The sequence below is a fragment of the Streptomyces sp. ID05-39B genome (assembly GCF_033794725.1).
Lineage (GTDB): Bacteria > Actinomycetota > Actinomycetes > Streptomycetales > Streptomycetaceae > Streptomyces > Streptomyces bobili.
Window position 1 is genome coordinate 1 of the sequence record NZ_JARGEF010000036.1, and the last position, 23,258, is coordinate 23,258.

Consider the following 23,258-nt stretch of genomic DNA (forward strand, 5'->3'; position numbering starts at 1 on the left):
CCTCCGCCCCCACCCCGTCCCCGCACCAGGCCCACTGATCCGTGGACCTGGTTGAATCCAGGGTGAACCGCGCGCATGCGGCGCGGGGCGGAGTGCGAGCCTGAGCGCGGGGAGAGCATGAACGAGGGCAAGCCCACAGAAAGCCCTGCCGGGCGGGCGGACGGGCACGCGGACGAGACAGACACGCCTGTGCGGGACGCGGTCCCTGAGGGGAGTTCTGCGGGGCCGGTGGGTGTGGAGCGGTCGGTCGGGCCTGTGCGGGATGCGGTCCCTGAGGGGAGTCCTGCCGGGCCGGCGGATGCGGAACGGCCGAGCACGCCCGCGCGGGATGCGATCCCCGAGGGCGACTTCGAGCTGGCCCGCCCCGAAGCGGCCGCCGGTGCGGTTGTCCCGGAGGCCGGTTCCTCGCAGCCGTCGTCGGGGGAGGCGGCCGAGTCGGCAGGCGGCGCGGTCCGCCCTCCCGTCGGGGACCAGGAGGAGTCACTGCCGACGGCCCCCGCGACCCAGCACCCTGCCGTCACCGACCTGCCCAAGCCCCTGCACGACCCCGACCCCTACAGCACCCCGCCCTATGGCGAGCCCGGCCCCTGGGCGCCCGCACCGCCCGTCCAGCACCCGGCAGCGCCACCGGCCTCCCGCACGGCCGCCTCCGGGGCACCGGTGCCGACGCCCGGTGCCGTCGACGTGCGCGGCCTGGGCGCTCCGGAGACGCCCCCGGTCGTGCCTGGCGTTCCTGGCGCACCCGTGTTCGACGGGGTCCCGCCGGACCCGGGTACGCCTGTCCCCGGGGTGGCGGCTGCCGAGGCGCCCCCGGTCGTGCCTGGCGTTGCCGGCGGGCCCGTGTTGGACCTGGTCCCGCCGGTCTCGGGCGGGCCCGCTGCCGGCGGGGCGGCCTTCGAGGCGTCCCCGCCCGTCCCGGGTACGCCCGCCCCCGGCGTGGCGGCTGCGGAGGCGCCCCCGGCCTCGCCTGGAGTTGCCGTCGCGCCCGTGCTCGACGGGGTCCCGCCGGTCCCGGGTACGCCCGCCGTCGGCGTGGTGGCTGCGGAGGCGCCCCCGGCCTCGCCTGGAGTTGCCGTCGCGCCCGTGTCCGACATGGTCCCGCCGGTCCCGGGTACGCCCGCCGTCGGCGCGGTGGATTCCGAGACGCCCCCGCTCGCTTCCGGCGCGCTCGGTGCGCCCGCCCCCGGCATTCCCGTCCCGGCCGCCGAAGTCCCCGCCGACCCCTGGCGCCGCTACGACCCCTGGGCCGCCGCTCCGCTCGGGGCCGGTCCGTTGCAGCAGACCGGGGGCGCTGTCCTCAGCGTGGAGCAGCGGCGCAGGCGCAGGCGTCGTGGGCTGGTCGGTGGGGCCCTGCTGCTGGCGCTGGTGTCCGGGGCCGTCGGCGGCGGCGTCGGGGTCCATCTGGAGCGCAGTGGCGGCGTGGGGGCGGTGGAGCTGCCGCAGGCCCCCGCCGAGCCGGGCGGGCGGGACGCGGACAGCGTCGCCGGGATCGCCGCCCGTGCCCTGCCCAGCGTCGTCACGCTGCACGTCAGCGGCAGCGAGGAGGCCGGCACCGGCACCGGCTTCGTCCTCGACACGCGGGGCCACATCCTCACGAACAGCCACGTCGTCGAGCCGGCCGGGTCCGGCGGCGAGATATCCGTGGTCTTCAACGGCGGCCAGACAGCCAAGGCCGAGGTCGTCGGCAAGGACAGCGGATACGACCTCGCGGTGGTGCGGGTGACCGGCGTGCGGGGCCTGCGGCCGCTGCCCCTCGGCAACTCCGACAACGTGCGGGTCGGCGACCCGGTCGTCGCCATCGGCGCCCCCTTCGACCTGGAGGGCACGGTCACCTCGGGCATCATCAGTGCCAAGGAGCGGCCCATCACCGCCGGCGGCGAGAGCGGTGACGCCAGCGACGTGTCGTACGTGGACGCACTGCAGACCGACGCGCCCATCAACCCCGGCAACTCCGGCGGCCCCCTCCTCGACACGCGGGGCCAGGTCATCGGCATCAACTCGGCCATCAGGTCCGCCGCGGACGGCACCGACTCCGACGGCGGCCAGTCCGGTTCGATCGGCCTGGGCTTCGCCATCCCGGTCAATCAGGGCAAGCGCGTCGCCGAGGAGCTGATCAACACGGGCCGGGCGACCCACCCGGTCATCGGCGTGACCCTCGACATGGACTACTCGGGCGACGGCGCCCGGGTCGGCACCGGCGACAGCGGCGGGAGCGCTCCGGTGACCGCGGGCGGCCCCGGCGACAGGGCCGGCATCCGGCCGGGGGACGTCATCACGGCCGTCGACGGCCGGCGTGTCCACTCCGGCGAGGAGCTGATCGTCAAGACCCGCGCCCACCGGCCCGGCGACCGCCTGGAGCTGACCGTCATACGCGACGGGAAGGAACGCACCCTTTCCCTCGTGCTCGGCTCCTCGGACAGTGGCTGAACCGGCCCGCCGATCGACAGGAACGTCACATCCCGGACGCCGCCGCGCAGGTCGTCCGGGCAAACAACGCGGAAAACCGGTCGTCCGTGACCACCCGGACACCTCGGGACGGTACCGGTCGGACAGGTGTGACAGGTACCGTGGACCCGGCCCGGACCACGGACGACCCGCACCGGCGACCGAGGGCCACACAGGGCCGCCGAGGACCGCGGACCGCGGACATCGCAAGGAGCTTCAGGTGTTCAATGACATAGGGCCGCTCGAGCTGGTGACGATCATTGTCCTGGCCGTGCTCGTCTTCGGTCCGGACAAGCTCCCGAAGGTCATCCAGGACGTGATGCGCACGGTCCGCAAGGTCCGTGAGTTCTCGGAGAGCGCCAAGCAGGACATCCGGCAGGAACTCGGCCCGGAGTTCAAGGACTTCGAGTTCGAGGATCTCAACCCCAAGACCTTCATCCGCAAGCAGCTGGACAACGAGGACCTGGGGCTGAAGGAACTCCGCAACGGCTTCGACCTGAAGAAGGAGATGGCCGAGGTCGCGGACGCCGTCCATGGCCGTTCCCCCGAGTCCTCCTCGCCGTCCGCTGCCGCTTCCTCCGCTTCGTCGGGTGACCGTATCGACATGACGAAGAAGCCGGAGGAGCCGGCCAAGGACGACCGCCCGCCCTTCGACGCGGACGCCACCTGAGCCTCCCGTGTCCCCCGATGTGAGGGGGCGCACGTCCCACGCGCCGGGCGGCTTCCCCGCAGTCACGAGCGGGGTGGCTATGCTGCCTGGTTGTTGTGCGGGCCGTACCCAAAAGGGCAACGCCGCCCGAAGGGGGACGGGCCGTACGGTCCGGCGAGAACGAGGAGGCGTCCGGGGACATGGAGACGACGAGTCGGGCAGTCGTGGAGGCGCCGGACGCGGAGGGTGGACAACAGGTCCGCTCCGCCCGCCGCACGGTCGACGGATACCTGGAGGCGCCCTTCCCGTGGTACGGCCTCGACGAGGCCTTCACGGGACCGCGCTGGCTGATGCAGGTCGGCACGGCGGCCGACGGCGCCGTCGAGCACGGATCGATCGGGCACGGTGACGAGCCCTCCGTGCGGCACGAGACGGCCGGTGAGGACCGCGGGAAGTTCGCGGTCGTGGTGACCGTCGCCGCGAACCCCGTACGCCGCAGCGCGGACGGCACAGGGCTGCTGGAGGCCACCTCGGTGTCCTCGGCGGCCTGGCTGGCGGGGGTGGGGCTGCTGTCCTTCACCTGGCCGGGCCAGATGGACCACAGCCTGCGGGACGACTGGCTGGAGCAGCAGACCGAGACGGCGTGGGTGCTGGCCGACGACCTGTCCGGCGAGGACTGGTCCACGCTGTCCCTGCCGGTCGACGGTGTGCCGACCCCGTTCCACTACCGCGAGTCGGAGTTCGGCTGGGTGCTGGCCGGCTCGACGAGGGAAGGGGTGCACGTGGGGGCGTACGGGAGAGGCATGAGCGCGTACGGGCTCGGCTTCGCCGTGGTCAAGGACATCGCGGCGTACGAGTAGCCGCGGAGACGACAACGGGGGCGCCGTCCGTCAGGACCGGCGCCCCCGTTGCCGTACGGCGGGTCAGAACTTGTTCTTGGGGGTGATGCCCAGGGACAGGCCCGACAGACCGCGCTGGCGGCCGCCGAGCTTGCCCGCGATGGCGCGCAGGGCCGCACCCGCCGGGGAGTCCGGATCGGTGAGGACGACCGGCTTGCCCTCGTCGCCGCCTTCGCGGAGGCGGACGTCGATGGGGATCGAGCCGAGGACCGGCACCGAGGCGCCCGTGGTGCGGGTCAGGCCGTCGGCGACGGACTGGCCGCCGCCGGTGCCGAACACGTCGACCATCTCGCCGCAGTGCGGGCAGGGCAGCCCGGACATGTTCTCGACGACACCGACGATCTTCTGATGGGTCTGGACGGCGATGGAACCCGCCCGCTCGGCGACCTCGGCGGCGGCCTGCTGGGGCGTGGTGACGACCAGGATCTCCGCGTTCGGGACCAGCTGGGCCACCGAGATCGCGATGTCGCCGGTGCCCGGCGGGAGGTCGAGCAGCAGGACGTCCAGATCGCCCCAGTACACGTCGGCCAGGAACTGCTGGAGCGCGCGGTGCAGCATCGGGCCGCGCCAGACGACGGGGGCGTTGCCCGGCGTGAACATGCCGATCGAGATGACCTTCACGCCGTGCGCCGACGGCGGCATGATCATGTTCTCGACCTGGGTGGGACGGCCGTCCGCTCCCAGCATGCGCGGCACGCTGTGGCCGTAGATGTCGGCGTCGACGACGCCGACCTTCAGGCCGTCGGCCGCCATCGCCGCCGCCAGGTTCACCGTCACCGACGACTTGCCGACGCCGCCCTTGCCGGACGCGACCGCGTACACGCGCGTGAGGGAGCCCGGCTTGGCGAAGGGCACCTCGCGCTCGGTCTGGCCGCCGCGCAGTGCGCTCGCCAGTTCCTTGCGCTGCTCGTCGCTCATCACGTCGAGTGTCACGTCGACCCGCGTGACACCGTCGACCGCGGCGACCGCGTCGGTGACGCGCTGGGTGATCGTCTCGCGCATCGGGCAGCCGGAGACCGTCAGGTACACGGCGACCGCGACCGCTCCATCCGCTCCGATGTCCACCGACTTGACCATCCCGAGTTCGGTGATGGGGCGGTTGATCTCGGGGTCGTTCACCGTCGCCAGTGCTTCACGCACCGCGTCTTCCGTAGCCATACGAACGATGGTACGGCGCCCCGCCGGGGCCCAGACACGCCCGTCAGCGGTCGTCTACGTCACGTCCGCGCGACCGTTCTGCCGGGAATACGACATGGCCGTCCCGCAGCCCCTCCAGCTCCTTCACCATGTCCTGCAGTTCGGAGCGGATCCAGTCCCGGGTGGCGACCTCGCCGAGGCCGATCCGCAGGGCGGCGATCTCCCGTGTGAGGTACTCGGTGTCCGCGATGGACCGCTCGTTCTGCTTGCGGTCCTGCTCCAGGTTGACCCGGTCGCGGTCGTCCTGCCGGTTCTGCGCGAGCAGGATCAGCGGGGCCGCGTAGGAGGCCTGGAGCGACAGCATGAAGGTCAGGAAGATGAAGGGATAGCTGTCGAAGCGCAGGTCGTGCGGGGCGAAGCTGTTCCACAGGACCCACACGATGATGACGATCGTCATCCAGACGATGAACCGTCCGGTGCCCAGGAAGCGGGCGATGCGCTCCGAGAGCCGCCCGAAGGCCTCCGGGTCCCACTCGGGCAGGATCCGGCGCCGGGGCGGGCGCGGCTGGTCCAGCCGGACACGGGGGCGGGTCGTCGCGGTGGCGCCGGCCGGGATCCGCTCGGTGCGGGCGAGGTCACGCTCGGGAGCCATCGGGCACCTCACCCTCGGCCAGGTGGAACTCCGTCTCCCGCCAGTCCTCGGGCAGCATGTGGTCCAGCACGTCGTCCACGGTCACCGCGCCGAGCAGCGAGCCCGCCTCGTCGACGACGGGCGCCGCGACCATGTCGTACGTCGCGAAGAACCCGGCGACCACGGGCAGCGCCGCGCCCGGGGCGAGGGTCTGGAGGTCGTCGTCGAGGATCGAGCTGACCAGCGTGTACGGGGGGTCGCGCAGCAGCCGCTGGAAGTGGACCGTGCCCAGGTACTTGCCGGTCGGCGTCTCGTCGGGCGGACGGCAGACGTACACCTGGGCGGCGAGCGCGGGGGAGAGGTCGGGGTTGCGGACCCGGGCCAGGGCGTCGGCGACGGTGGCGTCGGGCCGCAGCACGATCGGCTCGGTCGTCATCAGACCGCCCGCGGTGTGCTCCTCGTACGCCATCAGGCGGCGCATGTCGGCGGCGTCGTCGGGCTCCATCAGGCTCAGCAGCCGCTCCTTGTCCTTCTCGGGCAGCTCGGAGAGCAGGTCGGCCGCGTCGTCGGGGTCCATGGCCTCCAGGACGTCCGCGGCGCGCTCCTCCTTGAGCTTGCCGAGGATCTCGATCTGGTCGTCCTCCGGCAGCTCCTCCAGGACGTCGGCGAGCCGGTCGTCGTCGAGGGCGGCGGCCACCTCCGCGCGGCGCTTGGCGGACAGGTGGTGCAGGACGTTCGCCAGGTCGGCCGGGCGCAGCTGCTCGAAGGTGGCCAGGAGGCTCTCCGCGCCCTGCCCGTGCTCCTCCAGGGAGAACCCGGTGACGGCCGACCACTCCACGGTCAGTTTCTCGCCCTTGCCGCGCCGGAAGGCACCCGACCTCCTGCCCTTCTGCACGAAGATCCGGTCGATCTCCCAGTCCCGGCGGGCCGGCAACTGCCGCACGGACAGATCGAGGACGGTGACCTCCTCACCGGTCTCGGCGAGCGTGACGCGCCGGTCGAGCAGCTCGCCGAAGACGAGGCGCTCGGTGGGCCGCTGTTCGAAGCGGCGGACGTTCAGCACGCCGGTGCTGAGGACCTGGCCGGACTCGATGCTGGTCACCCGGGTCATGGGCAGGAAGATCCGGCGCCGGTTGGTCAGTTCGACGACCAGTCCGAGCAGCCTCGGCGGCTTGCGGCCGACCCGCAGCATGACGACCAGGTCACGGACCCGCCCCACGGTGTCGCCGTTGGGGTCGAAGACCGCGACTCCGGCGAGGTGGGAGACGAAGATCCGGGGGGCGCCCGCTGCCATGTCCGGACCTCCTTCTCGTACGCGCTCGTACGGGCTGTTCGCTGCCTCGTTCCCCGCGGTGTTGCGGGTGAGGTTCTTTTCCCAATTGCCCGCTCGTGCGGGCTTCAGGCTAGCCCGTCCCGATCGGGTACGCCCTGGTGAGCGGTCCGGACGGACTGGCTCCGATCGCCCCCGGGGACCCCGGTACGCTGCGGTACGCCGTTCAGGAGTCCCCCGCAGAAAGGCAGCCCCCTCTGTGACTGCGATCGCCCAGGGCCGTACCCGTCGACGGGCTCCGCTGGTGAGCGCGATGTGCGCGCTGGCCGTGACGGGACTGGGACTCACCGGGTGCGCCGACGAGGACCCCGACGCGGGGACGAACGGGGTCGGCAAACTGGCCGCCGACAAGATCCAGGCCAAGGCGCAGGCCGCCGCCGGGGAGGTGGACGCGGTGCGGCTGTCGGGGACCGTGGTCGCCGGGGGGAAGTCGTACAAGCTCGACATGAGCCTGAAGTCGGACGGCGCCACGGGGTCGGTCACCGCCGGCGGCACGGCCTTCCACCTGCTGCGGGTCGACGAGGAGCTGTACCTCAAGGCGGACGCCGCGTTCTGGAAGCACGAGGACGGCAAGTCCGACGACGTCGGCTCCGACACCGCGGCGGCGGGCAAACTCGACGACAAGTATGTGAAGGTGCCGACCGGTGACCCCTCGTACAAGAAGTTCAGCGGGTTCACGGACAAGGACCTCCTTCTCGACAGTGTGCTGACACTGCACGGTTCGCTGGACAGGGACGGGCACCACGAGCAGGCCGGGGTGCGCACCATCCGCATCACGGGGGACGGGGGCTCCGGCGGCACGCTGGACGTGTCCCTGGAGGGCAAGCCCTACCCGCTGCGCCTGGAGCGCGCGGGCGGGGCGGGCACGCTGACCTTCTCCGCCTGGGGCAAGGACTTCACCCTGGAGGAGCCGGCGAAGGACGAGACGGTGGACTACGGCAAGCAGCTTCCGACGTCCTGACCGGCTACGCGCGCGTGCCCTTCTTCCGTTTCTTCCTCAGCAGCAGCCGCGGAAGGCCCGCCGGGGCCGGCTGACGGGTCGTCGCCGGGGACGGCACCGGCGGCGCCGACAGGTTTCCGTCGGGCAGCGGCGACGTACCTCCGGTGGGCTCCAGCCGGATCACACGGCACTCGCGCGCCCAGCGTCCGGTCATCGCCTCGCCGTCGGGCGCGTTCAGCCGCTTGCCCTTGAGGTCGGCGACCGCCGCCTCCCACGCCTTCGTGCCGGGGGCGAGCTGCACGACCCGCGCGGTCCAGGTGACCAGCCGGCCGCCCTTGTCCTTGCTGCGCACGGTCACCTCGGCCGTCACACCGTCGGCCAGCCCCGGCAGCGGCTGCTCGCCGGGCCCGTCGCCGACCAGAGCGGCCGCGCCCTCGTGCCACACGTGCCACAGCGCACGCGCGGTGCGTTCACCGGCCGCCTCGACCCAGATGAGGCCGGACTTCTTGGTGGCCTCCTCGACGAGGGCCGGGTCGAGCAGCTCGCGTGTCATGGGGACCACCCTATCCAGGCGGCTCTCACAGCCAGCCGTTGCGCTTCAGCGTGCGGTGGATGCCCACACAGAGCGCCACCGTCACCGACATCATCACCGGGTAGCCGTACCGCCAGTGCAGCTCCGGCATGTGGTCGAAGTTCATGCCGTAGACCCCGCAGACCATCGTCGGTACGGCGATGATGGCGGCCCAGGACGTGATCTTGCGCATGTCCTCGTTCTGCGCGACGGACGCCTGCGCGAGGTTGGCCTGGAGGATCGAGTTGAGCAGCTCGTCGAAGCCGATGACCTGTTCCTGGACCCGGGCGAGGTGGTCGGCCACGTCACGGAAGTACTTCTGGATGTCGGGGTCGATCAGCCGCATGGGCCGCTCGCTCAGCAGCTGCATCGGCCGCAGCAGCGGCGACACCGCCCGCTTGAACTCCAGTACCTCGCGCTTGAGTTGGTAGATCCGGCCGGCGTCCGTGCCGCGCGGGCTGCCCTTGCGGCCCGGCGAGAACACCTCCGTCTCGACCTCGTCGATGTCGTCCTGCACGGCGTCGGCGACCGCGATGTAGCCGTCGACGACGTGGTCGGCGATGGCGTGCAGTACCGCCGACGGGCCCTTCTCGAGCAACTCCGGGTCGTCCTGGAGGCGGTGGCGCAGCGCGCGCAACGAGCCCTGGCCGCCGTGCCGGACGGTGATGAAGAAGTCCTTGCCGGTGAAGCACATGACCTCGCCGGTCTCCACGATCTCACTGTTGGCGTCGAGTTGGTCGTGCTCGACGTAGTGGATGGTCTTGAAGACGGTGAACAGGGAGTCGTCGTAGCGCTCCAGCTTGGGGCGCTGGTGGGCCTGGACCGCGTCCTCCACGGCCAGCGGGTGCAGCCCGAACTCCCGGGCGATACCGGCGAACTCACTCTCCGTCGGCTCGTGGAGTCCGATCCACACGAAGCCGCCGTCGCGGCGCACCTGGCGCATCGCCTCGTGCGGGGCGAGCGGCGTCGGCATCTCGACGCGGGCGCCGTCGCGGTAGACGGCGCAGTCGACGACGGCCGAGGGGGTGGCGGGGTCGCGGGTGGTGTCGTACGGGCCGCTCTCCTTGCGCAGGGAGGGGCGGGACGGACGGACCACGGCACGCAGGTCGCGGATCATCGACATGGCAGGCTCCTTCGCGACAGGCAACGAAAGGCGCCGACGACGGGTGGAACTACCCGGAATGGGGACGTCCTGACTGCGGATGTTTGGTACGTCCACAAAGCGGGGAGCACCGCACCGTCGCGGTGGCGGGTTTCGCTACTGATTCAGCTACTGCTTCAGATCAGACGGATCGCGCGGACCGAAGAGGTCAGGGGGATCCGGTACAACGAAACGAAGTGCTCTTCCGAGTGAGGACGCGAACGCGAGAGGCGGCGGTCGGCCGGAGCCAGAGCTACATCAGCGGCGGGAAGAGCGAGTGGTACTGCACGGTCGACTTCGATCCATGACAGCCCCACCTCCTCCAGCCGGTCCCCCGTGAGGGAATACCTTCGGCGTCGGAGCTTGATCGCGACGCTTCTGCGTGCTGCCCCGAACCACCGGCCCAGAGTAGCAGCCGACCGAAGTGTCAAGGCGCTGCTTTGCCTTGTGCTGGTGAGTTCTATGCTCGCGGCATGGCAGATGTTCTTCCTCTGGTCGAGGCCCGGTTGCGCAGCGCGCTGGGCGAGCCGGACGCCCGCGCCGCGGTCACCTTCCTGGGCACGGACCGCATCGAGGTCCTGCGTTTCCAGGAGGGTGACATCGTCCGCTACGCGACCCTCGGCATGTCCGCGCAGCCGATGAGCGACCCCACCGCGGTGCTCGCCGACCCGGTCAAGGGGCCTCGCGCCGAGCTGGTCCTGTCCGTGCGCGCCGGTCTCGCCGACACCGGCAAGGTGCTCCGGCCCCTCGCCGTGCTCGCGGCTTCCCCGCAGGTCGAGGGTGTGGTCGTGGCGCCCGGCGCCTCCCTCGACGTCGGTGAACCCCTGTGGCCCGGCGCCCCGTTCACCTCCGTGCTGGTCGCCGAGCCCGGCGGTCTGATCGAGGACCTCGACCTCGACGAGCCGCTCGATCCGGTGCACTTCCTGCCGCTGCTGCCGATGACCCCCAACGAGGCGGCCTGGAAGCGCGTGCACGGCGCCCAGGCCCTCCAGGAGCGCTGGCTGACACACGGGACGGACCTGCGGGATCCGTCCCGCAGGTCCGTCCCGCTGGAGTGACCGAGCTCACCGACCGGCGGCCGGATCCGGTCAGTTGGCGAACACGGTGACCCCGTCCTCGGCGGCGTGCCCCGGTTCCAGCTCGGCGGCCTCGTGCGTGAGCGCCTCACGCCGTACGGCCACCACGACCGCGCCCAGGACCGCGGTGACCGCCGCGACGACGAACGGGACGTGGATGTCGGTCCACTCCTCGATCCGCGGCGCGAGGAACGGCGCGGCGGCCGCGGCGAACCAGCGGACGAAGTTGTAGCCGGCGCTCGCGACCGGGCGTGGGGCGTCCGACACGCCCAGGGCCAGCTCGGTGTACACGGTGTTGTTCACACCGATGAAGGCACCGGACAGGATCGTGCAGGCCACGGCGGTGGCGTGGTCGCCGTAGCCGAGGACGAGGACATCGGCGGCGAGCAGCAGCAGCGAGCCGCCGAGCACCTTCAGCGAGCCGAACCTTCGCTGCAGCCGGGGGGCCACCAGGACCGAGAAGACGGCGAGCAGCAGACCCCAGGCGAAGAACACCGCGCCCGACGCGTAGGGCGTCATGTCCAGCACGAACGGCGTGAAGGCCAGCACGGTGAAGAACGTGTAGTTGTAGAAGAACGCCGAGACCGCCGCCGAGGCCAGACCACCGTGGCCGAGCGCCCTCAGCGGGTCCAGCAGCGAGGTCCTGCGGGCCGGCTTCGGCTGTTCCTTCAGGAACGCCGTGATGCCCAGGAAGCCGATCGCCATCAGCGCCGCCGTGCCGAAGAAGGGGTAGCGCCAGCTGGCGTCGCCCAGCAGCGCGCCGAGCAGGGGCCCGCACGCCATGCCGAGGCCGAGGGCGGACTCGTACAGCAGAATCGCCGCCGCGCTCCCTCCCGCCGCCGCGCCGACGATCACCGCGAGGGCGGTGGAGACGAACAGCGCGTTGCCCAGGCCCCAGCCCGCCCGGTAGCCGACGAGTTGTCCGACGGTGTCGGAGGTGCCGGCCAGGCCCGCGAAGACGACGACGAGGGCGAGGCCGAGCAGCAGGGTCCGGCGACCGCCGATCCGGCTGGAGACGAAGCCGGTCACCAGCATCGCGAAGGCGGTGATCAGGAAGTAGGAGGTGAAGAGGAGTGAGACCTGGCCGGCCGTGGCGTCCAGGCCCTGGGCGATGGACGGCAGGATCGGGTCGACGAGTCCGATGCCCATGAAGGCGACGACGGACGCGCCGGCGGTCGCCCAGACCGCCTTGGGCTGCCGCAGAAGGCCACCGGCTCCCGCATCGAAGGGGTCCATGTTTGCTCCCGTCCCGAACAGATGGTTGGTGTTTGCACATACTAAGTTAGTCAAGCTAATTAATGCAAGATACATCTATATGGTCCGTCGGGCAGGGGTTCCGCCCGGACGGGTGATCGTCCTTGACGTGGGCCGGATCGGGTAGGACCGTGGGGCTCTATGAGGGGCGAACCCAGTTGCCCGAAGTGTGGTGGCCGGGTCAGGGCTCCCGGCCTCTTCTCCGATTCCTGGCAGTGCGACGTGCATGGGGCCGTGTATCCGCTCCAGCCCGTGATCCCGCCCAGCGTCGAGGCCCTCAGCGTCGTCGTGCACCGCACCCAGGTGCCGGTGTGGATGCCGTGGCCGTTGCCGGTCGGCTGGCTGTTCACGGGCGTCACCTATGCCGGTGACGACCGCAGCGGCGGCCGTGCCAGCGCCGTCGCCTGCACGGGCCCCGGCCCGCTCGGCGGCATGGGGGAGCTGATCCTCGTCGCGGAGGAGCTGGGCGTCGGACTCGGCGCGCGCTACGCCGGGATGGACGGCCCCGACCCCGGCCCGTACATGAACGTCGAGAAGCCGCCCCAGGCCAAGGTCCTCGCCGCCGGCCGCCCCACCCCGCTCTGGCTGGTCAACGGCGCTCCCGACGACCGCGCGGTCTTCGCGGGCGAGGCGCGGGGTCTGTGGCTGTGGGCGGTCGTCTGGCCCGAGCAGTCGGGACTGCTGATGTACGACGAGCTGGTGCTGACCGATCTGCGGGACGCTGGGGCCGAGGTCGAGCTGGTGCCCTGCGGGGCGCTGTCGCCGCGGCTGCTGAAGCCGTGAGGGTGGCTTCCTGGCCTGGGAGCCTTTGGCGGGGCGACTGAGTGGGCGCCTGAGTGTAGGGGGCTCTTCCCCGGTTCGGGTGTGACATGGGAGTCCGTAAATCCGGTTATCCTTGAGCGTCCCCGTCCACCCGTCACCGCCTGGAGCCCGCGTCGTGCGCATCGATCTGCACTGCCACTCCACGGCTTCCGACGGTACGGACACCCCGGCCGAGCTGGTGCGCAAGGCCGCGGCCGCCGGACTGGACGTCGTCGCGCTGACCGACCACGACAGCACCCGTGGGTACGCCGAGGCGATCGCCGCGCTGCCGCACGGGCTGACCATGGTCACCGGCGCCGAGCTGTCCTGCCGTGTCGACGGCATCAGCATGCACATGCTGGCCTACCTCTTCGACCCCGACGAGCCCGCCCTGCTCGCCGAGCGCGAGCTGGTGCGCGACGACCGGGTGCCGCGGGCGCGCGGGATGGTCGCCCGGCTCAACGAACTGGGCGTGCCCGTCACCTGGGAGCAGGTCGCGCGGATCGCGGGGGAGGGTTCCGTCGGGCGCCCGCACGTCGCCACCGCGCTCGTCGAACTCGGCGTCGTGCCGACCGTGAGCGACGCGTTCAGTCAGCACTGGCTGTCCGACGGGGGCCGGGCCTACGTCGCGAAGCACGAGACCGACCCCTTCGAGGCGATCCGGCTGGTCAAGGCGGCCGGCGGGGTCACCGTCTTCGCCCACCCGGCCGCGAGCAAGCGGGGCCGGACGGTACCGGAGTCCGTGATCGCCGAGCTGGCCGCCGCGGGCCTCGACGGCATCGAGGTCGACCACATGGACCACGACGACGACACCCGCACGCGACTGCGCGGGCTCGCCGCCGACCTGAGCCTGCTGGTGACCGGGTCGAGCGACTACCACGGCAGCCGCAAGACGTGCGTGCTCGGCGAGTACACGACGGACCCCGAGGTCTACGGGGAGATCACCCGGCGCGCGACGGGCGCGTTCCCGGTGCCGGGGGCCGGCGGAGCCTGAGGCTCACCTCCGACCCGTCACCCTTCATCCTCCTTCCGCAAGGCTTCCGTACTGATGTTCGACGTCGCCGTCTTCGGCTCCCTCTTCCTCACCCTCTTCGTCATCATGGATCCCCCCGGGATCACCCCGATCTTCCTCGCGCTGACCTCCGGGCGTCCCGCCAAGGTGCAGAAGCGGATGGCCTTCCAGGCCGTCTGCGTGGCCGGCGGAGTCATCACGGTCTTCGGGCTCCTCGGCCACCAGATCCTGAACTACCTGCATGTGTCCGTGCCCGCGCTGATGATCGCGGGTGGACTGCTGCTCCTGCTGATCGCCCTGGACCTGCTGACCGGCAAGACCGACGAGCCCAAGCAGACCAAGGACGTCAACGTGGCGCTGGTCCCGCTCGGCATGCCCCTGCTGGCCGGGCCCGGCGCGATCGTGTCCGTCATCCTGGCCGTGCAGAAGGCCGACAGTGCCGCCACGCAGGTGTCGGTGTGGGCGGCGATCCTCGCCATCCATGTCGTGCTGTGGGTGGTGATGCGCTACTCGCTGCTGATCATCCGCGTCATCAAGGACGGCGGAGTGGTCCTCGTGACGCGCCTCGCGGGCATGATGCTGTCCGCCATCGCCGTGCAGCAGATCATCAACGGCGTCACGCAGGTCATCCAGGGGGCCTGAGGCCCGCCCGGTACGCGCAGAGCCCCCTGCGGCATCGTGCCGTGGGGGGCTCTGAAGTCTGGTGAGGACCCGTGGTGTCACGAGGCCGAGGTGTCGGCCGGACGGATCCACAACCGCTGCCCGATGGCGGCGGCCTGCTGAACGATCCGGTTGACGGAGGCGGCGTCCACGACGGTGCTGTCCACGGGGGTACCGTCGACGTCGTCGAGTCGCATGATTTCGAAGCGCATGGGCTTCTCCCTTCGTCTGGTCATCCTCCTGAGGAGAATTGCTTGCTGTACATGGGAGTCAACCCCGTGCGGGTTACGAACATTCCCTACGCTAAAGAAATTTTTCGAACGTCTAATTACTAACCGGTAAGGGAGCTGGTCCGGCGAGCGCCGGAACGTTGACCGCCACGGTCGTCGAGCGGCCTCGGTGGACCGAACGGGACCGGTTGTGTTCGCAGCGTGACCGCCGGGACAATGGGCGTGATGAACGACGACCTCGAGGCCCTCGCCGCCCACATCGACCGCACGAACGAGCTGCTCACCCGCATGCTCGCCGAGGTGGCCAAGACACCCTCGACCCATGCGATCTTCGTCGACGCAGGGTACCTCTACGCGGCTGCGGGCCGGCTGGTCACCGGGACCGAGGACCGCCGGGCCTTCGACCTCGACGCCGAGGGCCTGATCGACGCGCTCATCGACCGCGCCCGCACCATCTTCGCGGACAGCCGGCTGCTGCGCGTCTACTGGTACGACGGCGCCCGCCGCCGCATCCACACCTCCGAACAGCAGACCATCGCCGAGCTTCCCGACGTCAAGGTCCGGCTGGGCAACCTCAACGCCAACAATCAGCAGAAGGGCGTCGACTCCCTGATCCGCAGCGACCTGGAGTCCCTGGCCCGCCACCGTGCCATCAGTGACGCGGCGCTGCTGGGCGGCGACGAGGACCTGGTCTCGGCCGTGGAGGCCGCGCAGGGGTACGGCGCCCGCGTCCACCTCTGGGGCATCGAGGCCCCGGAGGGCCGCAACCAGGCGGAACCCCTGCTGTGGGAGGTCGACAGCCAGCGCACCCTCGACCTCGACTTCTTCAAGCCGTACGTCTCCCGGCGCACCGCCCAGACCTACGAGCCGGCCGGCGCGGCCCGGCCCACCCGGGACGACGTCCGCTTCATCGGCGCGCAGATCGCGGCCAAGTGGCTGGCGGCGCGAGGCCGGGAAGCCCTCGTGGAACTGCTGCCCGGCCACCCCTACCTGCCCGGCTCCGTCGACCAGGACCTCCTGGTGGAGGCGGAGGGCATGCTCCAGTACTCGCTGCGCGGCCAGTCGGACCTGCGGCGTGCGCTGCGGGACGGGTTCTGGGAGCACTTGCAGACGCAGTACTAGCCGGCGCCACGGGTCGGGCTCAGTACTGGCCGGGGTCACGGGTCGGACGTAGTGCTGGCCCGGCCATCGGTCGGACGCAGTGCCGGTCCGGGCCGCAGGTCGGTCGCGTCCGGTGGCGGATTCCGCTTCGGTCAGTCCCTCTCCGGGCGGATCTTGTCCCAGAAGTCGGCGAGCGCGTGGGCCGTCGGCAGGGGCTGGTCCAGGTTCGGCGAGTGCTCGGCGCCCGCGACGACCGTCCGGTGCGCGCCCAGGTCCATCGCCATGTCGTCCAGCAGGGTCACCGGCCAGGTGTCGTCACGGGCTCCGGACAGGACGTGGAAGGGCAGCGGCACAGCGGCGAGTTCCGCCACCCGGTCCGGCTCCGCCAGCAACTGGCGTCCGGTGGCGAGGAGTTGGGCGGGTTTGTGGTTCACCCAGCGCTGCCGCAGCAGGGCCGGTTCGCCGAAGCCACGCGCCGGGCCGCCGACTTCCTCCGGCGGTCCCATCGCCAGGATGGCCTCCCACACCTCGGGCATCGTCATCAGCGCGAGCGCGTCGTGCAGCAACTGCACACGCTGCCGCTGCGACTCGGAGATCTGCGCCGGGCCCGACGCGACGAGCGTGAAGGAGAGGAAGGGAGAGTGGTCGATCAGGACGGCGGCGCGGGCGATCTGACCACCGAGGGAGTGCCCGGCCAGATGCACAGGGGTGCCGAGCGCGGCCGCCTGCGCGAGCACGTCGTGCGCCAACTCCTCCCGGGCGTAAGGAGCTTCGTCGAACTCGGGACCGTCGCTCTGGTTCTGCCCGCGCCCGTCCACGGCGACCGTGCGGTACCCGCGCGCCGCCAGCGGCTCGTGCAGCAGGTGGAAGTCCTCCTTGCTGCCGGTGAACCCGGGCAACAGCAGCGCGACGCCGCGCGGCACCACGCCGTCGGCCACGGGCGAGTCGACGACGGCGAACTCACCGCGCGCGGTCCGCAAGGGGTACGCGCGAGCGCCGGGGGGCGGGGTGAAGTCGGGCGGGATGGTCACACGCCGAGGCTACCGGGCCGGGCCGACGGGCTTCGAGTGGAGGGGGCCGTCAGAGGACGACGCCGGTCCGGTCCCGGGAAACGCCGACGGCCCGGTCGCTCCACTGGGGAGGGACCGGGCCGTCGGACTGGGGCCTGGAGGGCGATCAGCTCTCCGCGGACTTCGCGGCGGCCGTCGCCTTGCGCGGACGCCGTGCCTTCGGCTTCGCCTCGTCGGCAGCACCGGCCTCGGCGGCCGGAGCCGTGGTGGCGGTCTTGCGGGTGCGGCGCGGCTTGGTCTCCGGCTCCTGCGTGGCCTGGGCCGGGATGTCGGCGACGGTGGCCGTCGCCTTCGGCTGGGCGGCCTTGCGGGTGCGGCGGGGCTTGACCTCGGCCTCGGCCTCGACGGCCGCGGCCTCGGCCGGGGCGGCAGCGGTCTTGCGGGTCCGGCGCGGCTTGGCCTCCGCGGCCTCGGCCGTGTCGACCGCGGCCTCCGGCGCGGCGGCCGTCTTGCGCGTACGGCGCGGCTTGGCCTCGGCCGTGTCGACCGCGGCTTCCGCGGCCGCTGCCGCCGTCTTGCGCGTACGGCGGGGCTTGGCCTCGACCGCGTCGACGGTGTCCGCCGCGGCCTCCGTCGCGACCGCGGCCTTACGGGCGCGTCGCGGCTTGGCCACCGTGCCCTCGGCCGTGTCGACGGCGGCGGCCTCGGCGGCCGGAGCCGTGGTGGCGGTCTTGCGGGTGCGGCGCGGCTTGGTCTCCGGCTGCTGCGTGGCCTGGGCCGGGATGTCGGCGATGTCGGCGACGGTGGCCGTCGCCTTCGGCTGGGCGGCCTTGCGGGTGCGGCGGGGCTTGACCTCGGCCTCGGCCACGACGGCCGCGGCCTCGGCCGGGGCGGCAGCGGCCGCGGCCGGGGCGGCGGCGGTCTTGCGGGTCCGGCGCGGCTTGGCCTCCGCGGCCTCGGCCGTGTCGACGGCGGCCTCGGCGGCCGGAGCCGCAGTCTTGCGCGTACGACGCCGCGCGGGCTCGGCGGCCACCGCGATGTTCTCCGCGGTTTCGACCGCAGGCTCGACCTCGGCCGGGGCCGTCGCCTTGCGGGTACGGCGGCGCGGCCTGGTCTCGGTCGCCTCCGCCGTGTCGACGGCGGCCTCGGCCGCGGGGGCCTCCACCGGCGCCTGGGCCGGCAGCTGCACCGTGGTCTCGGCTGCCGTCTCCGGCACGGTCACCGGCGCGTCCGCGGGCCTGCGGGTGCGGCGGCGGCGCGGCTTGGTGTCCTCCGGGGCGGCGACGTCGAGGGCCGGGCTCGCCACGGTCTCCGCGACCGCCTCAGCGGCCTCGGGGGCGCTGACCGAGGTCACGGACGCGGCCGTGGCGACCTCCTGCGCCCCGGTGGCACGCCCACGGCGCCGGCGGCGCGGCGTGCGCGACGAGGTCGCGTCCTCCGTGGCGGGCGCCTGCTCGGGTGCGGCGGTCCCCACGGGGGCCGACGCGTCGAGGACCTCGCCGTTGCGGGTGCGGCGGCGACGGCGCGGTGTACGTGCGGGGCGCTCACGCTCGGCGGAGCGGGACTCGTCCCGGGCGCCACCACGGCGGTCACCCCGGTCGTCGCGCCCACTGCGGTCGTTGCGGTCGTTACGGCCGCGTCCACCGCGGCCGCCCGGCTCGCCGAGGTCCTCCATCTCCTCCGCGGCGAGTCCGGCACGCGTGCGCTCCGAACGCGGCAGCACACCCTTGGTGCCCGCGGGGATGTCGAGTTCCTCGAAGAAGTGCGGGGACGTGGAGTACGTCTCCGGCGGGTCCGGGAACTTCAGGTCCAGCGCCTTGTTGATGAGCTGCCAGCGCGGGATGTCGTCCCAGTCGACGAGCGTGACGGCGATGCCCTTGGCGCCCGCGCGGCCGGTACGGCCGATGCGGTGCAGGTACGTCTTCTCGTCCTCGGGGGACTGGTAGTTGATGACGTGGGTCACGCCCTCGACGTCGATGCCGCGGGCGGCCACGTCGGTGCAGACCAGGACGTCGACCTTGCCGTTGCGGAAGGCGCGCAGCGCCTGCTCGCGGGCGCCCTGGCCGAGGTCGCCGTGGACCGCGCCGGAGGCGAAACCGCGCTGCTGGAGCTGGTCGGCCAGGTCGGCCGCCGTGCGCTTGGTACGGCAGAACACCATGACCAGGCCGCGGCCCTCGGCCTGGAGGATGCGCGCGACCATCTCGGGCTTGTCCATGTTGTGCGCGCGGTACACGTGCTGCCTGGTGTTCGCGACGGTCGCGCCCGCGTCGTCCGGCGACGTGGCGTTGATGTGCGTCGGCTGCGACATGTAGCGGCGCGCGAGACCGATGACCGCACCCGGCATGGTGGCCGAGAACAGCATGGTCTGACGCTTCACCGGAAGCATGTTGATGATCTTCTCGACGTCGGGCAGGAAGCCCAGGTCGAGCATCTCGTCGGCCTCGTCGAGGACCAGCGAGCGGATGTGCTTCAGGTCGAGCTTCTTCTGGCCGGCGAGGTCGAGCAGTCGGCCGGGGGTGCCGACGACGACGTCGACGCCCTTCTTGAGGGCCTCGACCTGGGGCTCGTAGGCCCGGCCGCCATAAATGGCGAGAACGCGCACATTGCGCACCTTGCCCGCGGTCAGCAGGTCGTTGGTGACCTGCGTACACAGCTCGCGGGTGGGGACGACGACGAGCGCCTGCGGGGCGTCGGTCAGGTCCTCGGGCTTGGCGCGGCCGGCCTCGACGTCGGCGGGGACGGTGACGCGCTCGAGGAGCGGGAGGCCGAAGCCGAGCGTCTTGCCGGTGCCGGTCTTCGCCTGTCCGATGACGTCGGTGCCCGTCAGGGCGACCGGGAGCGTCATCTCCTGGATGGGGAAGGGGGTGATGATGCCGACGGCTTCAAGGGCTTCGGCGGTCTCGGGAAGAATCCCGAGCTCTCGGAACGTGGTAGTCAGGGTGCTGCCTCTTCTGTGTGCGCGGTGCGAGGCGAGCGCGGGGGTCGTGGCGGACCATGTCGGGGACGTCGGCCGCCCTTGGGGCGAGACCGGCAAGACACGGGACCTCTGCCGACGCTCTAGCGTTCGTACCGCTGAGGGGATCCCTCCGGTCGTCGTACGCAATGTGCCGTACGGCCAGGGAGGGCTGTCGGGTCGGAGCCGATCGGGCCACCGACCGGGCATCCTCATACGTGCAGCCCGTCGAATATTCGGCAGGCGCATTACCACCATACCCCGGATTCACGCACATGCGATGGCCGATTCGGTCACGTTGTGGTTGTCACACCGTCGGACATGGTCCTTCGCGTCGTCGTTGTCACACTGATTGACCAGGGACTTCCGTCCCACGACGAGCGGGCTATTGTGCGCTGCATGACGAGCTCTGACAACCCTGAGAACGCCGCCACCGGTATCGCCGCCCAGGACTGGGCGAAGGCATCCGCCGATCCCCAGTACCGGGCCGCGGTCGTGGACCTGCTCGGCGCGCTCGCGTACGGCGAGCTCGCGGCGTTCGAGCGGCTCGCCGAGGACGCCAAGCTGGCACCCACGCTGGAGGACAAGGCGGAGCTGGCCAAGATGGCATCCGCCGAGTTCCACCACTTCGAGCGGCTTCGCGACCGGCTCACGGAGGTCGGTGAGGAGCCGACGCGCGCGATGCAGCCGTTCGTCGCCGCGCTCGACGGCTTCCACAAGCAGACCGCCCCGTCGGACTGGCTGGAGGGCCTCGTCAAGGCCTACGTCGGCGACTCGATCGCCAGCGACTTCTACCGCGAGGTCGCGGCCCGTCTGGACACCGACACCCGGGCCCTGGTGCTGGCCGTGCTGGACGACACCGGTCACGCCGGTTTCGCCGTGGACCGGGTGCGCGCGGCGATCGACGCGGACCCGCGCGTGGGTGGGCGGCTCGCCCTGTGGGCGCGGCGGCTGATGGGCGAGGCCCTGTCGCAGTCGCAGCGGGTGGTGGCCGACCGCGACGCACTGTCGACGATGCTCGTGGGCGGGGTCGCGGACGGGTTCGACCTCGCGGAGGTGGGCCGGATGTTCTCGCGGATCACCGAGGCGCACACCAAGCGGATGGCCGCGCTGGGCTTGGCCGCGTAGTCCCTGCGGGGGCTTCCGGGCTTCCGGGCTTCAGGGCTTTGAGGGCTTCCGGGCTTCCGGGCCGCGCGGCCTCGGGGCCGCGCGGGGTGTGCGGCTGCGGGCCGGTCGCGGCCGGGCCGTCCGCACGGCGGGCCGCGGCCCGGTTCGGCATGGCGTCCTAAGGCGGTCCGGTGCGGGGCCGCCCTCCCGTCCGCGCCTCTTACGCCGTCGCTGATCGGCGGCGGAGTCTTGTCGCCGGGCGCAGGAGCAGGGAGAGGGAAGCGCTGGAGACGATCAGCGCGCCGAGGAGACTGCCGATCGCGGAGCCGGTGCCCAGGGCGCTGTGGGTGACGAAGTCACCGAGCAGGGCTCCGGCCACGCCCGTCATGAGCACCAGGGCGCGGGCCGGTAGCCGGTGGGACAGGCGGTGGAGCGCCGCCCACGCGAGCACGAGGCCGAGCACAGCGGAGGCGAGCGCTTCCAAGATCATCCGTGGTCCTTCCAGGCGGCCGGGCCGTGCACCAGGGTCGTAGCCCGTCTTACCCGTGACCTGCGGAATGCAACCCTGCCCTGTGGCCGGGTTGTGCTCCATCTGTGGAGGACACGGTGGAGGGCACGGTGCGGAGCGGAGGAGCCGGGCGGAACGCGGAAGTGGCCGGGCGGAACGCGGAAGGGGCCCGGCAGCCGAACGGCCGCCGGGCCCCTTCCGTCGAGCGTCGCCTACAGCGCGCCGAAGCCCACCTTGCGCGGGGCCGGCTCGCCCAGCTCCACGTAGGCCAGGCGGTCGGCCGGAACCAGGACCTTGCGGCCGTGCTGGTCCGTGAGGCTGAGCAGCTGCGACTTACCGGCCAGTGCGTCGGCCACCACGCGCTCGACCTCCTCCGGAGTCTGACCGCTCTCCAGAACGATCTCGCGGGGCGCGTGCTGCACGCCGATCTTGACCTCCACGGCTAAGTCCCTCCGACGGTCACGAGGTGCGCGGGCTTCCGCGCCGTACGCTGCACACATTAGCCCGGTGAGGGGACGTACACGGCGCGGCCGTCCACGCCAGGAGCGAACAGCGAGCGGGAACAAACGGCCGGGGTGGTGCCGCTCAGTGCTGCTCGGTCCCGTGCAGCGGGAAACCGGCGATGCCCCGCCAGGCCAGTGAGGCCAGCAGCTGCACCGCCTCGTCGCGCGGGACGCTTCGGTCGCTGTGCAGCCAGGAACGGGCCACCACCTGCGCGAGGCCGCCGAGCCCGGAGGCCAGCAGCATCGACTCCGCGCGCGAGAGACCAGTGTCCTCGGCGATGACGTCGCGGATCGCCTCCGCGCACTCGTTGGTGACCTTGTCGACGCGCTCGCGCACGGCCGGCTCGTTCGTCAGGTCCGACTCGAAGACCAGACGGAAGGCGCCGCCGTCGTCCTCGACGTAAGCGAAGTACGCGTCCATCGTCGCGCGGACGCGCTGCTTGTTGTCGGTCGTGGACGCGAGCGCGCTGCGCACGGCCTGGATGAGCGACTCGCAGTGCTGGTCCAGCAGGGCCAGGTAGAGGTCGAGCTTGCCCGGGAAGTGCTGGTAGAGCACCGGCTTGCTGACGCCGGCGCGTTCGGCGATGTCGTCCATCGCGGCCGCGTGGTAGCCCTGCGCGACGAAGACTTCCTGGGCGGCGCCCAGCAGTTGGTTCCGTCGGGCACGGCGCGGCAGGCGGGTGCCTCGCGGGCGCGCCGCCTCGGTCTGCTCGATGGCTGTCACGCCGCCTCCCAATGTCGTCCCTCTTGCGGTGTGCCGCCGCGCCGCCATCGTACTTTTCGGTAACCGTGGTGCGCGCGGTGCGAACGCAGAATTTCACGGACCGGACGATGGTAAAAGCCGTAGGTAAGGTTTCAAACCGGGGCGTTGTGGGCACAATCGCGCTCCACTCCAGCTCGGTGCACGGCGATTGCCGGCGTTTCCTCGCCTTCCGCGGCGGTGCTCCTCGGTCTCCTCAGCGGTAGTCGTCCTCGTCGTGCCTGATGACGCGCGCCTGTTCGGCGAGGTCGGCCTCGTTGGCCCGGCTGGGGTCGACGCCCTCCAGCGGGTCGTCACTCTCCGGTGCGACGTCGGCCTGCTGCTCGGCGGCGTCGTTCTCCGGCGCCTCGACGCCGATCTCCGCGGCGTCGTCCTCCTCGTCCGTGAACGTCTCCGGATCGGTCGGATCGATGGCCATGGTGGGCTCCCTTCCAACGAACGTCCCTGAAGATGCAGGGGCCACACGCGGGTGCCCTCTGTACGAGCCTAGGAGACACCCTTTTCGGACGCTATGCGATGTGCCCAGGCAATCGCGCAGCC

At 71.8% G+C, this 23,258-nt stretch carries 23 protein-coding genes; 10 read left to right on the forward strand and 13 right to left on the reverse strand.

What is annotated here, in order from left to right:
• Positions 1–255 precede the first annotated feature (255 nt).
• From P1P75_RS11255 to P1P75_RS11265, 3 genes are all read left to right on the forward strand, one after another.
• Positions 256–2,427 (forward strand): trypsin-like peptidase domain-containing protein, encoded by a 2,172-nt coding sequence (locus P1P75_RS11255; protein ID WP_319254131.1) that lies wholly within the window; start codon positions 256–258, stop codon positions 2,425–2,427.
• 238 nt (positions 2,428–2,665) lie between these two features.
• Complete coding sequence (locus P1P75_RS11260) at positions 2,666–3,115, forward strand: sec-independent translocase (protein WP_319254133.1); 450 nt, start codon at positions 2,666–2,668, stop codon at positions 3,113–3,115.
• Positions 3,116–3,294: 179 nt separating this feature from the next.
• Complete coding sequence (locus P1P75_RS11265; RefSeq protein ID WP_319254135.1) at positions 3,295–3,954, forward strand: hypothetical protein; 660 nt, start codon at positions 3,295–3,297, stop codon at positions 3,952–3,954.
• 63 nt (positions 3,955–4,017) lie between these two features.
• Here P1P75_RS11265 and P1P75_RS11270 read toward each other — a convergent pair whose 3' ends face one another.
• From P1P75_RS11270 to P1P75_RS11280, 3 genes are read right to left on the reverse strand one after another with little or no spacing between them, the layout of a single operon-like run.
• Entirely contained in the window at positions 4,018–5,151 is a 1,134-nt protein-coding gene (locus tag P1P75_RS11270; RefSeq protein WP_319254137.1) for an Mrp/NBP35 family ATP-binding protein, read from the reverse strand.
• Positions 5,152–5,194: 43 nt separating this feature from the next.
• The gene (locus tag P1P75_RS11275; protein ID WP_319254139.1) at positions 5,195–5,782 is read right to left on the reverse strand and encodes a DUF1003 domain-containing protein; all 588 of its coding nucleotides are present in this window, start codon (positions 5,780–5,782) and stop codon (positions 5,195–5,197) included.
• Positions 5,766–7,055 carry a CBS domain-containing protein gene (locus P1P75_RS11280; RefSeq protein ID WP_319254141.1) on the reverse strand — a complete coding sequence of 430 codons (1,290 nt, stop codon included), beginning with the start codon at positions 7,053–7,055 and terminating at the stop codon, positions 5,766–5,768. Before P1P75_RS11280 ends, P1P75_RS11275 begins: the two co-directional genes overlap by 17 nt.
• Positions 7,056–7,290: 235 nt before the next feature.
• Between P1P75_RS11280 and P1P75_RS11285 the strand changes: the two genes are divergently transcribed.
• Entirely contained in the window at positions 7,291–8,052 is a 762-nt protein-coding gene (locus P1P75_RS11285; RefSeq protein ID WP_319254143.1) for a hypothetical protein, read from the forward strand.
• Positions 8,053–8,056: 4 nt separating this feature from the next.
• On the opposite strand, the gene P1P75_RS11290 is transcribed toward P1P75_RS11285, so the two are convergent.
• Both P1P75_RS11290 and P1P75_RS11295 read right to left on the reverse strand, forming a co-directional pair.
• On the reverse strand, positions 8,057–8,584 hold the full coding sequence (locus P1P75_RS11290; RefSeq protein ID WP_319254145.1) for a hypothetical protein: 528 nt from the start codon (positions 8,582–8,584) through the stop codon (positions 8,057–8,059).
• Between the two features lie 25 nt (positions 8,585–8,609).
• A complete protein-coding gene (locus P1P75_RS11295; protein ID WP_086771688.1) occupies positions 8,610–9,725 on the reverse strand; it encodes a magnesium and cobalt transport protein CorA in 1,116 nt (371 codons plus the stop codon).
• 491 nt (positions 9,726–10,216) lie between these two features.
• On the opposite strand from P1P75_RS11295, the gene P1P75_RS11300 reads away from it, so the two are divergent.
• Entirely contained in the window at positions 10,217–10,801 is a 585-nt protein-coding gene (locus P1P75_RS11300) for a suppressor of fused domain protein (protein ID WP_086771687.1), read from the forward strand.
• A gap of 30 nt (positions 10,802–10,831) precedes the next feature.
• Here P1P75_RS11300 and P1P75_RS11305 read toward each other — a convergent pair whose 3' ends face one another.
• A complete protein-coding gene (locus P1P75_RS11305) occupies positions 10,832–12,055 on the reverse strand; it encodes an MFS transporter (protein ID WP_319254148.1) in 1,224 nt (407 codons plus the stop codon).
• 159 nt (positions 12,056–12,214) lie between these two features.
• On the opposite strand from P1P75_RS11305, the gene P1P75_RS11310 reads away from it, so the two are divergent.
• The 3 genes from P1P75_RS11310 to P1P75_RS11320 all read left to right on the forward strand — a co-directional run bounded on the left by P1P75_RS11310 (position 12,215) and on the right by P1P75_RS11320 (position 14,528).
• The gene (locus P1P75_RS11310) at positions 12,215–12,856 is read left to right on the forward strand and encodes a DUF6758 family protein (RefSeq protein ID WP_319254150.1); all 642 of its coding nucleotides are present in this window, start codon (positions 12,215–12,217) and stop codon (positions 12,854–12,856) included.
• 154 nt (positions 12,857–13,010) lie between these two features.
• On the forward strand, positions 13,011–13,868 hold the full coding sequence (locus tag P1P75_RS11315) for a PHP domain-containing protein (protein ID WP_319254152.1): 858 nt from the start codon (positions 13,011–13,013) through the stop codon (positions 13,866–13,868).
• Between the two features lie 54 nt (positions 13,869–13,922).
• On the forward strand, positions 13,923–14,528 hold the full coding sequence (locus tag P1P75_RS11320) for a MarC family protein (protein WP_086771683.1): 606 nt from the start codon (positions 13,923–13,925) through the stop codon (positions 14,526–14,528).
• Positions 14,529–14,605: 77 nt separating this feature from the next.
• On the opposite strand, the gene P1P75_RS11325 is transcribed toward P1P75_RS11320, so the two are convergent.
• Entirely contained in the window at positions 14,606–14,758 is a 153-nt protein-coding gene (locus P1P75_RS11325; protein ID WP_007384531.1) for a hypothetical protein, read from the reverse strand.
• Between the two features lie 243 nt (positions 14,759–15,001).
• On the opposite strand from P1P75_RS11325, the gene P1P75_RS11330 reads away from it, so the two are divergent.
• Positions 15,002–15,898 (forward strand): NYN domain-containing protein, encoded by an 897-nt coding sequence (locus P1P75_RS11330; RefSeq protein ID WP_319254154.1) that lies wholly within the window; start codon positions 15,002–15,004, stop codon positions 15,896–15,898.
• 131 nt (positions 15,899–16,029) lie between these two features.
• On the opposite strand, the gene P1P75_RS11335 is transcribed toward P1P75_RS11330, so the two are convergent.
• Positions 16,030–16,908, reverse strand: coding sequence for an alpha/beta hydrolase (locus P1P75_RS11335; protein ID WP_319254156.1), 879 nt, complete (start codon positions 16,906–16,908; stop codon positions 16,030–16,032).
• 145 nt (positions 16,909–17,053) lie between these two features.
• The gene (locus tag P1P75_RS11340) at positions 17,054–19,732 is read right to left on the reverse strand and encodes a DEAD/DEAH box helicase (RefSeq protein ID WP_319254158.1); all 2,679 of its coding nucleotides are present in this window, start codon (positions 19,730–19,732) and stop codon (positions 17,054–17,056) included.
• Between the two features lie 507 nt (positions 19,733–20,239).
• Between P1P75_RS11340 and P1P75_RS11345 the strand changes: the two genes are divergently transcribed.
• Positions 20,240–20,968, forward strand: a complete 729-nt coding sequence (locus P1P75_RS11345) for a ferritin-like fold-containing protein (RefSeq protein WP_319254160.1) — start codon at positions 20,240–20,242, stop codon at positions 20,966–20,968.
• 199 nt (positions 20,969–21,167) lie between these two features.
• Here P1P75_RS11345 and P1P75_RS11350 read toward each other — a convergent pair whose 3' ends face one another.
• The 4 genes from P1P75_RS11350 to P1P75_RS11365 all read right to left on the reverse strand — a co-directional run bounded on the left by P1P75_RS11350 (position 21,168) and on the right by P1P75_RS11365 (position 23,136).
• A complete protein-coding gene (locus tag P1P75_RS11350; protein WP_319254162.1) occupies positions 21,168–21,437 on the reverse strand; it encodes a hypothetical protein in 270 nt (89 codons plus the stop codon).
• A gap of 230 nt (positions 21,438–21,667) precedes the next feature.
• On the reverse strand, positions 21,668–21,895 hold the full coding sequence (locus tag P1P75_RS11355; RefSeq protein ID WP_073493074.1) for a DUF3107 domain-containing protein: 228 nt from the start codon (positions 21,893–21,895) through the stop codon (positions 21,668–21,670).
• A gap of 145 nt (positions 21,896–22,040) precedes the next feature.
• Positions 22,041–22,682 (reverse strand): TetR/AcrR family transcriptional regulator, encoded by a 642-nt coding sequence (locus P1P75_RS11360; RefSeq protein WP_073493073.1) that lies wholly within the window; start codon positions 22,680–22,682, stop codon positions 22,041–22,043.
• A 232-nt stretch (positions 22,683–22,914) separates the two neighbouring features.
• Entirely contained in the window at positions 22,915–23,136 is a 222-nt protein-coding gene (locus tag P1P75_RS11365) for a hypothetical protein (protein WP_266462072.1), read from the reverse strand.
• Between the last annotated feature and the right edge of the window lie 122 nt (positions 23,137–23,258).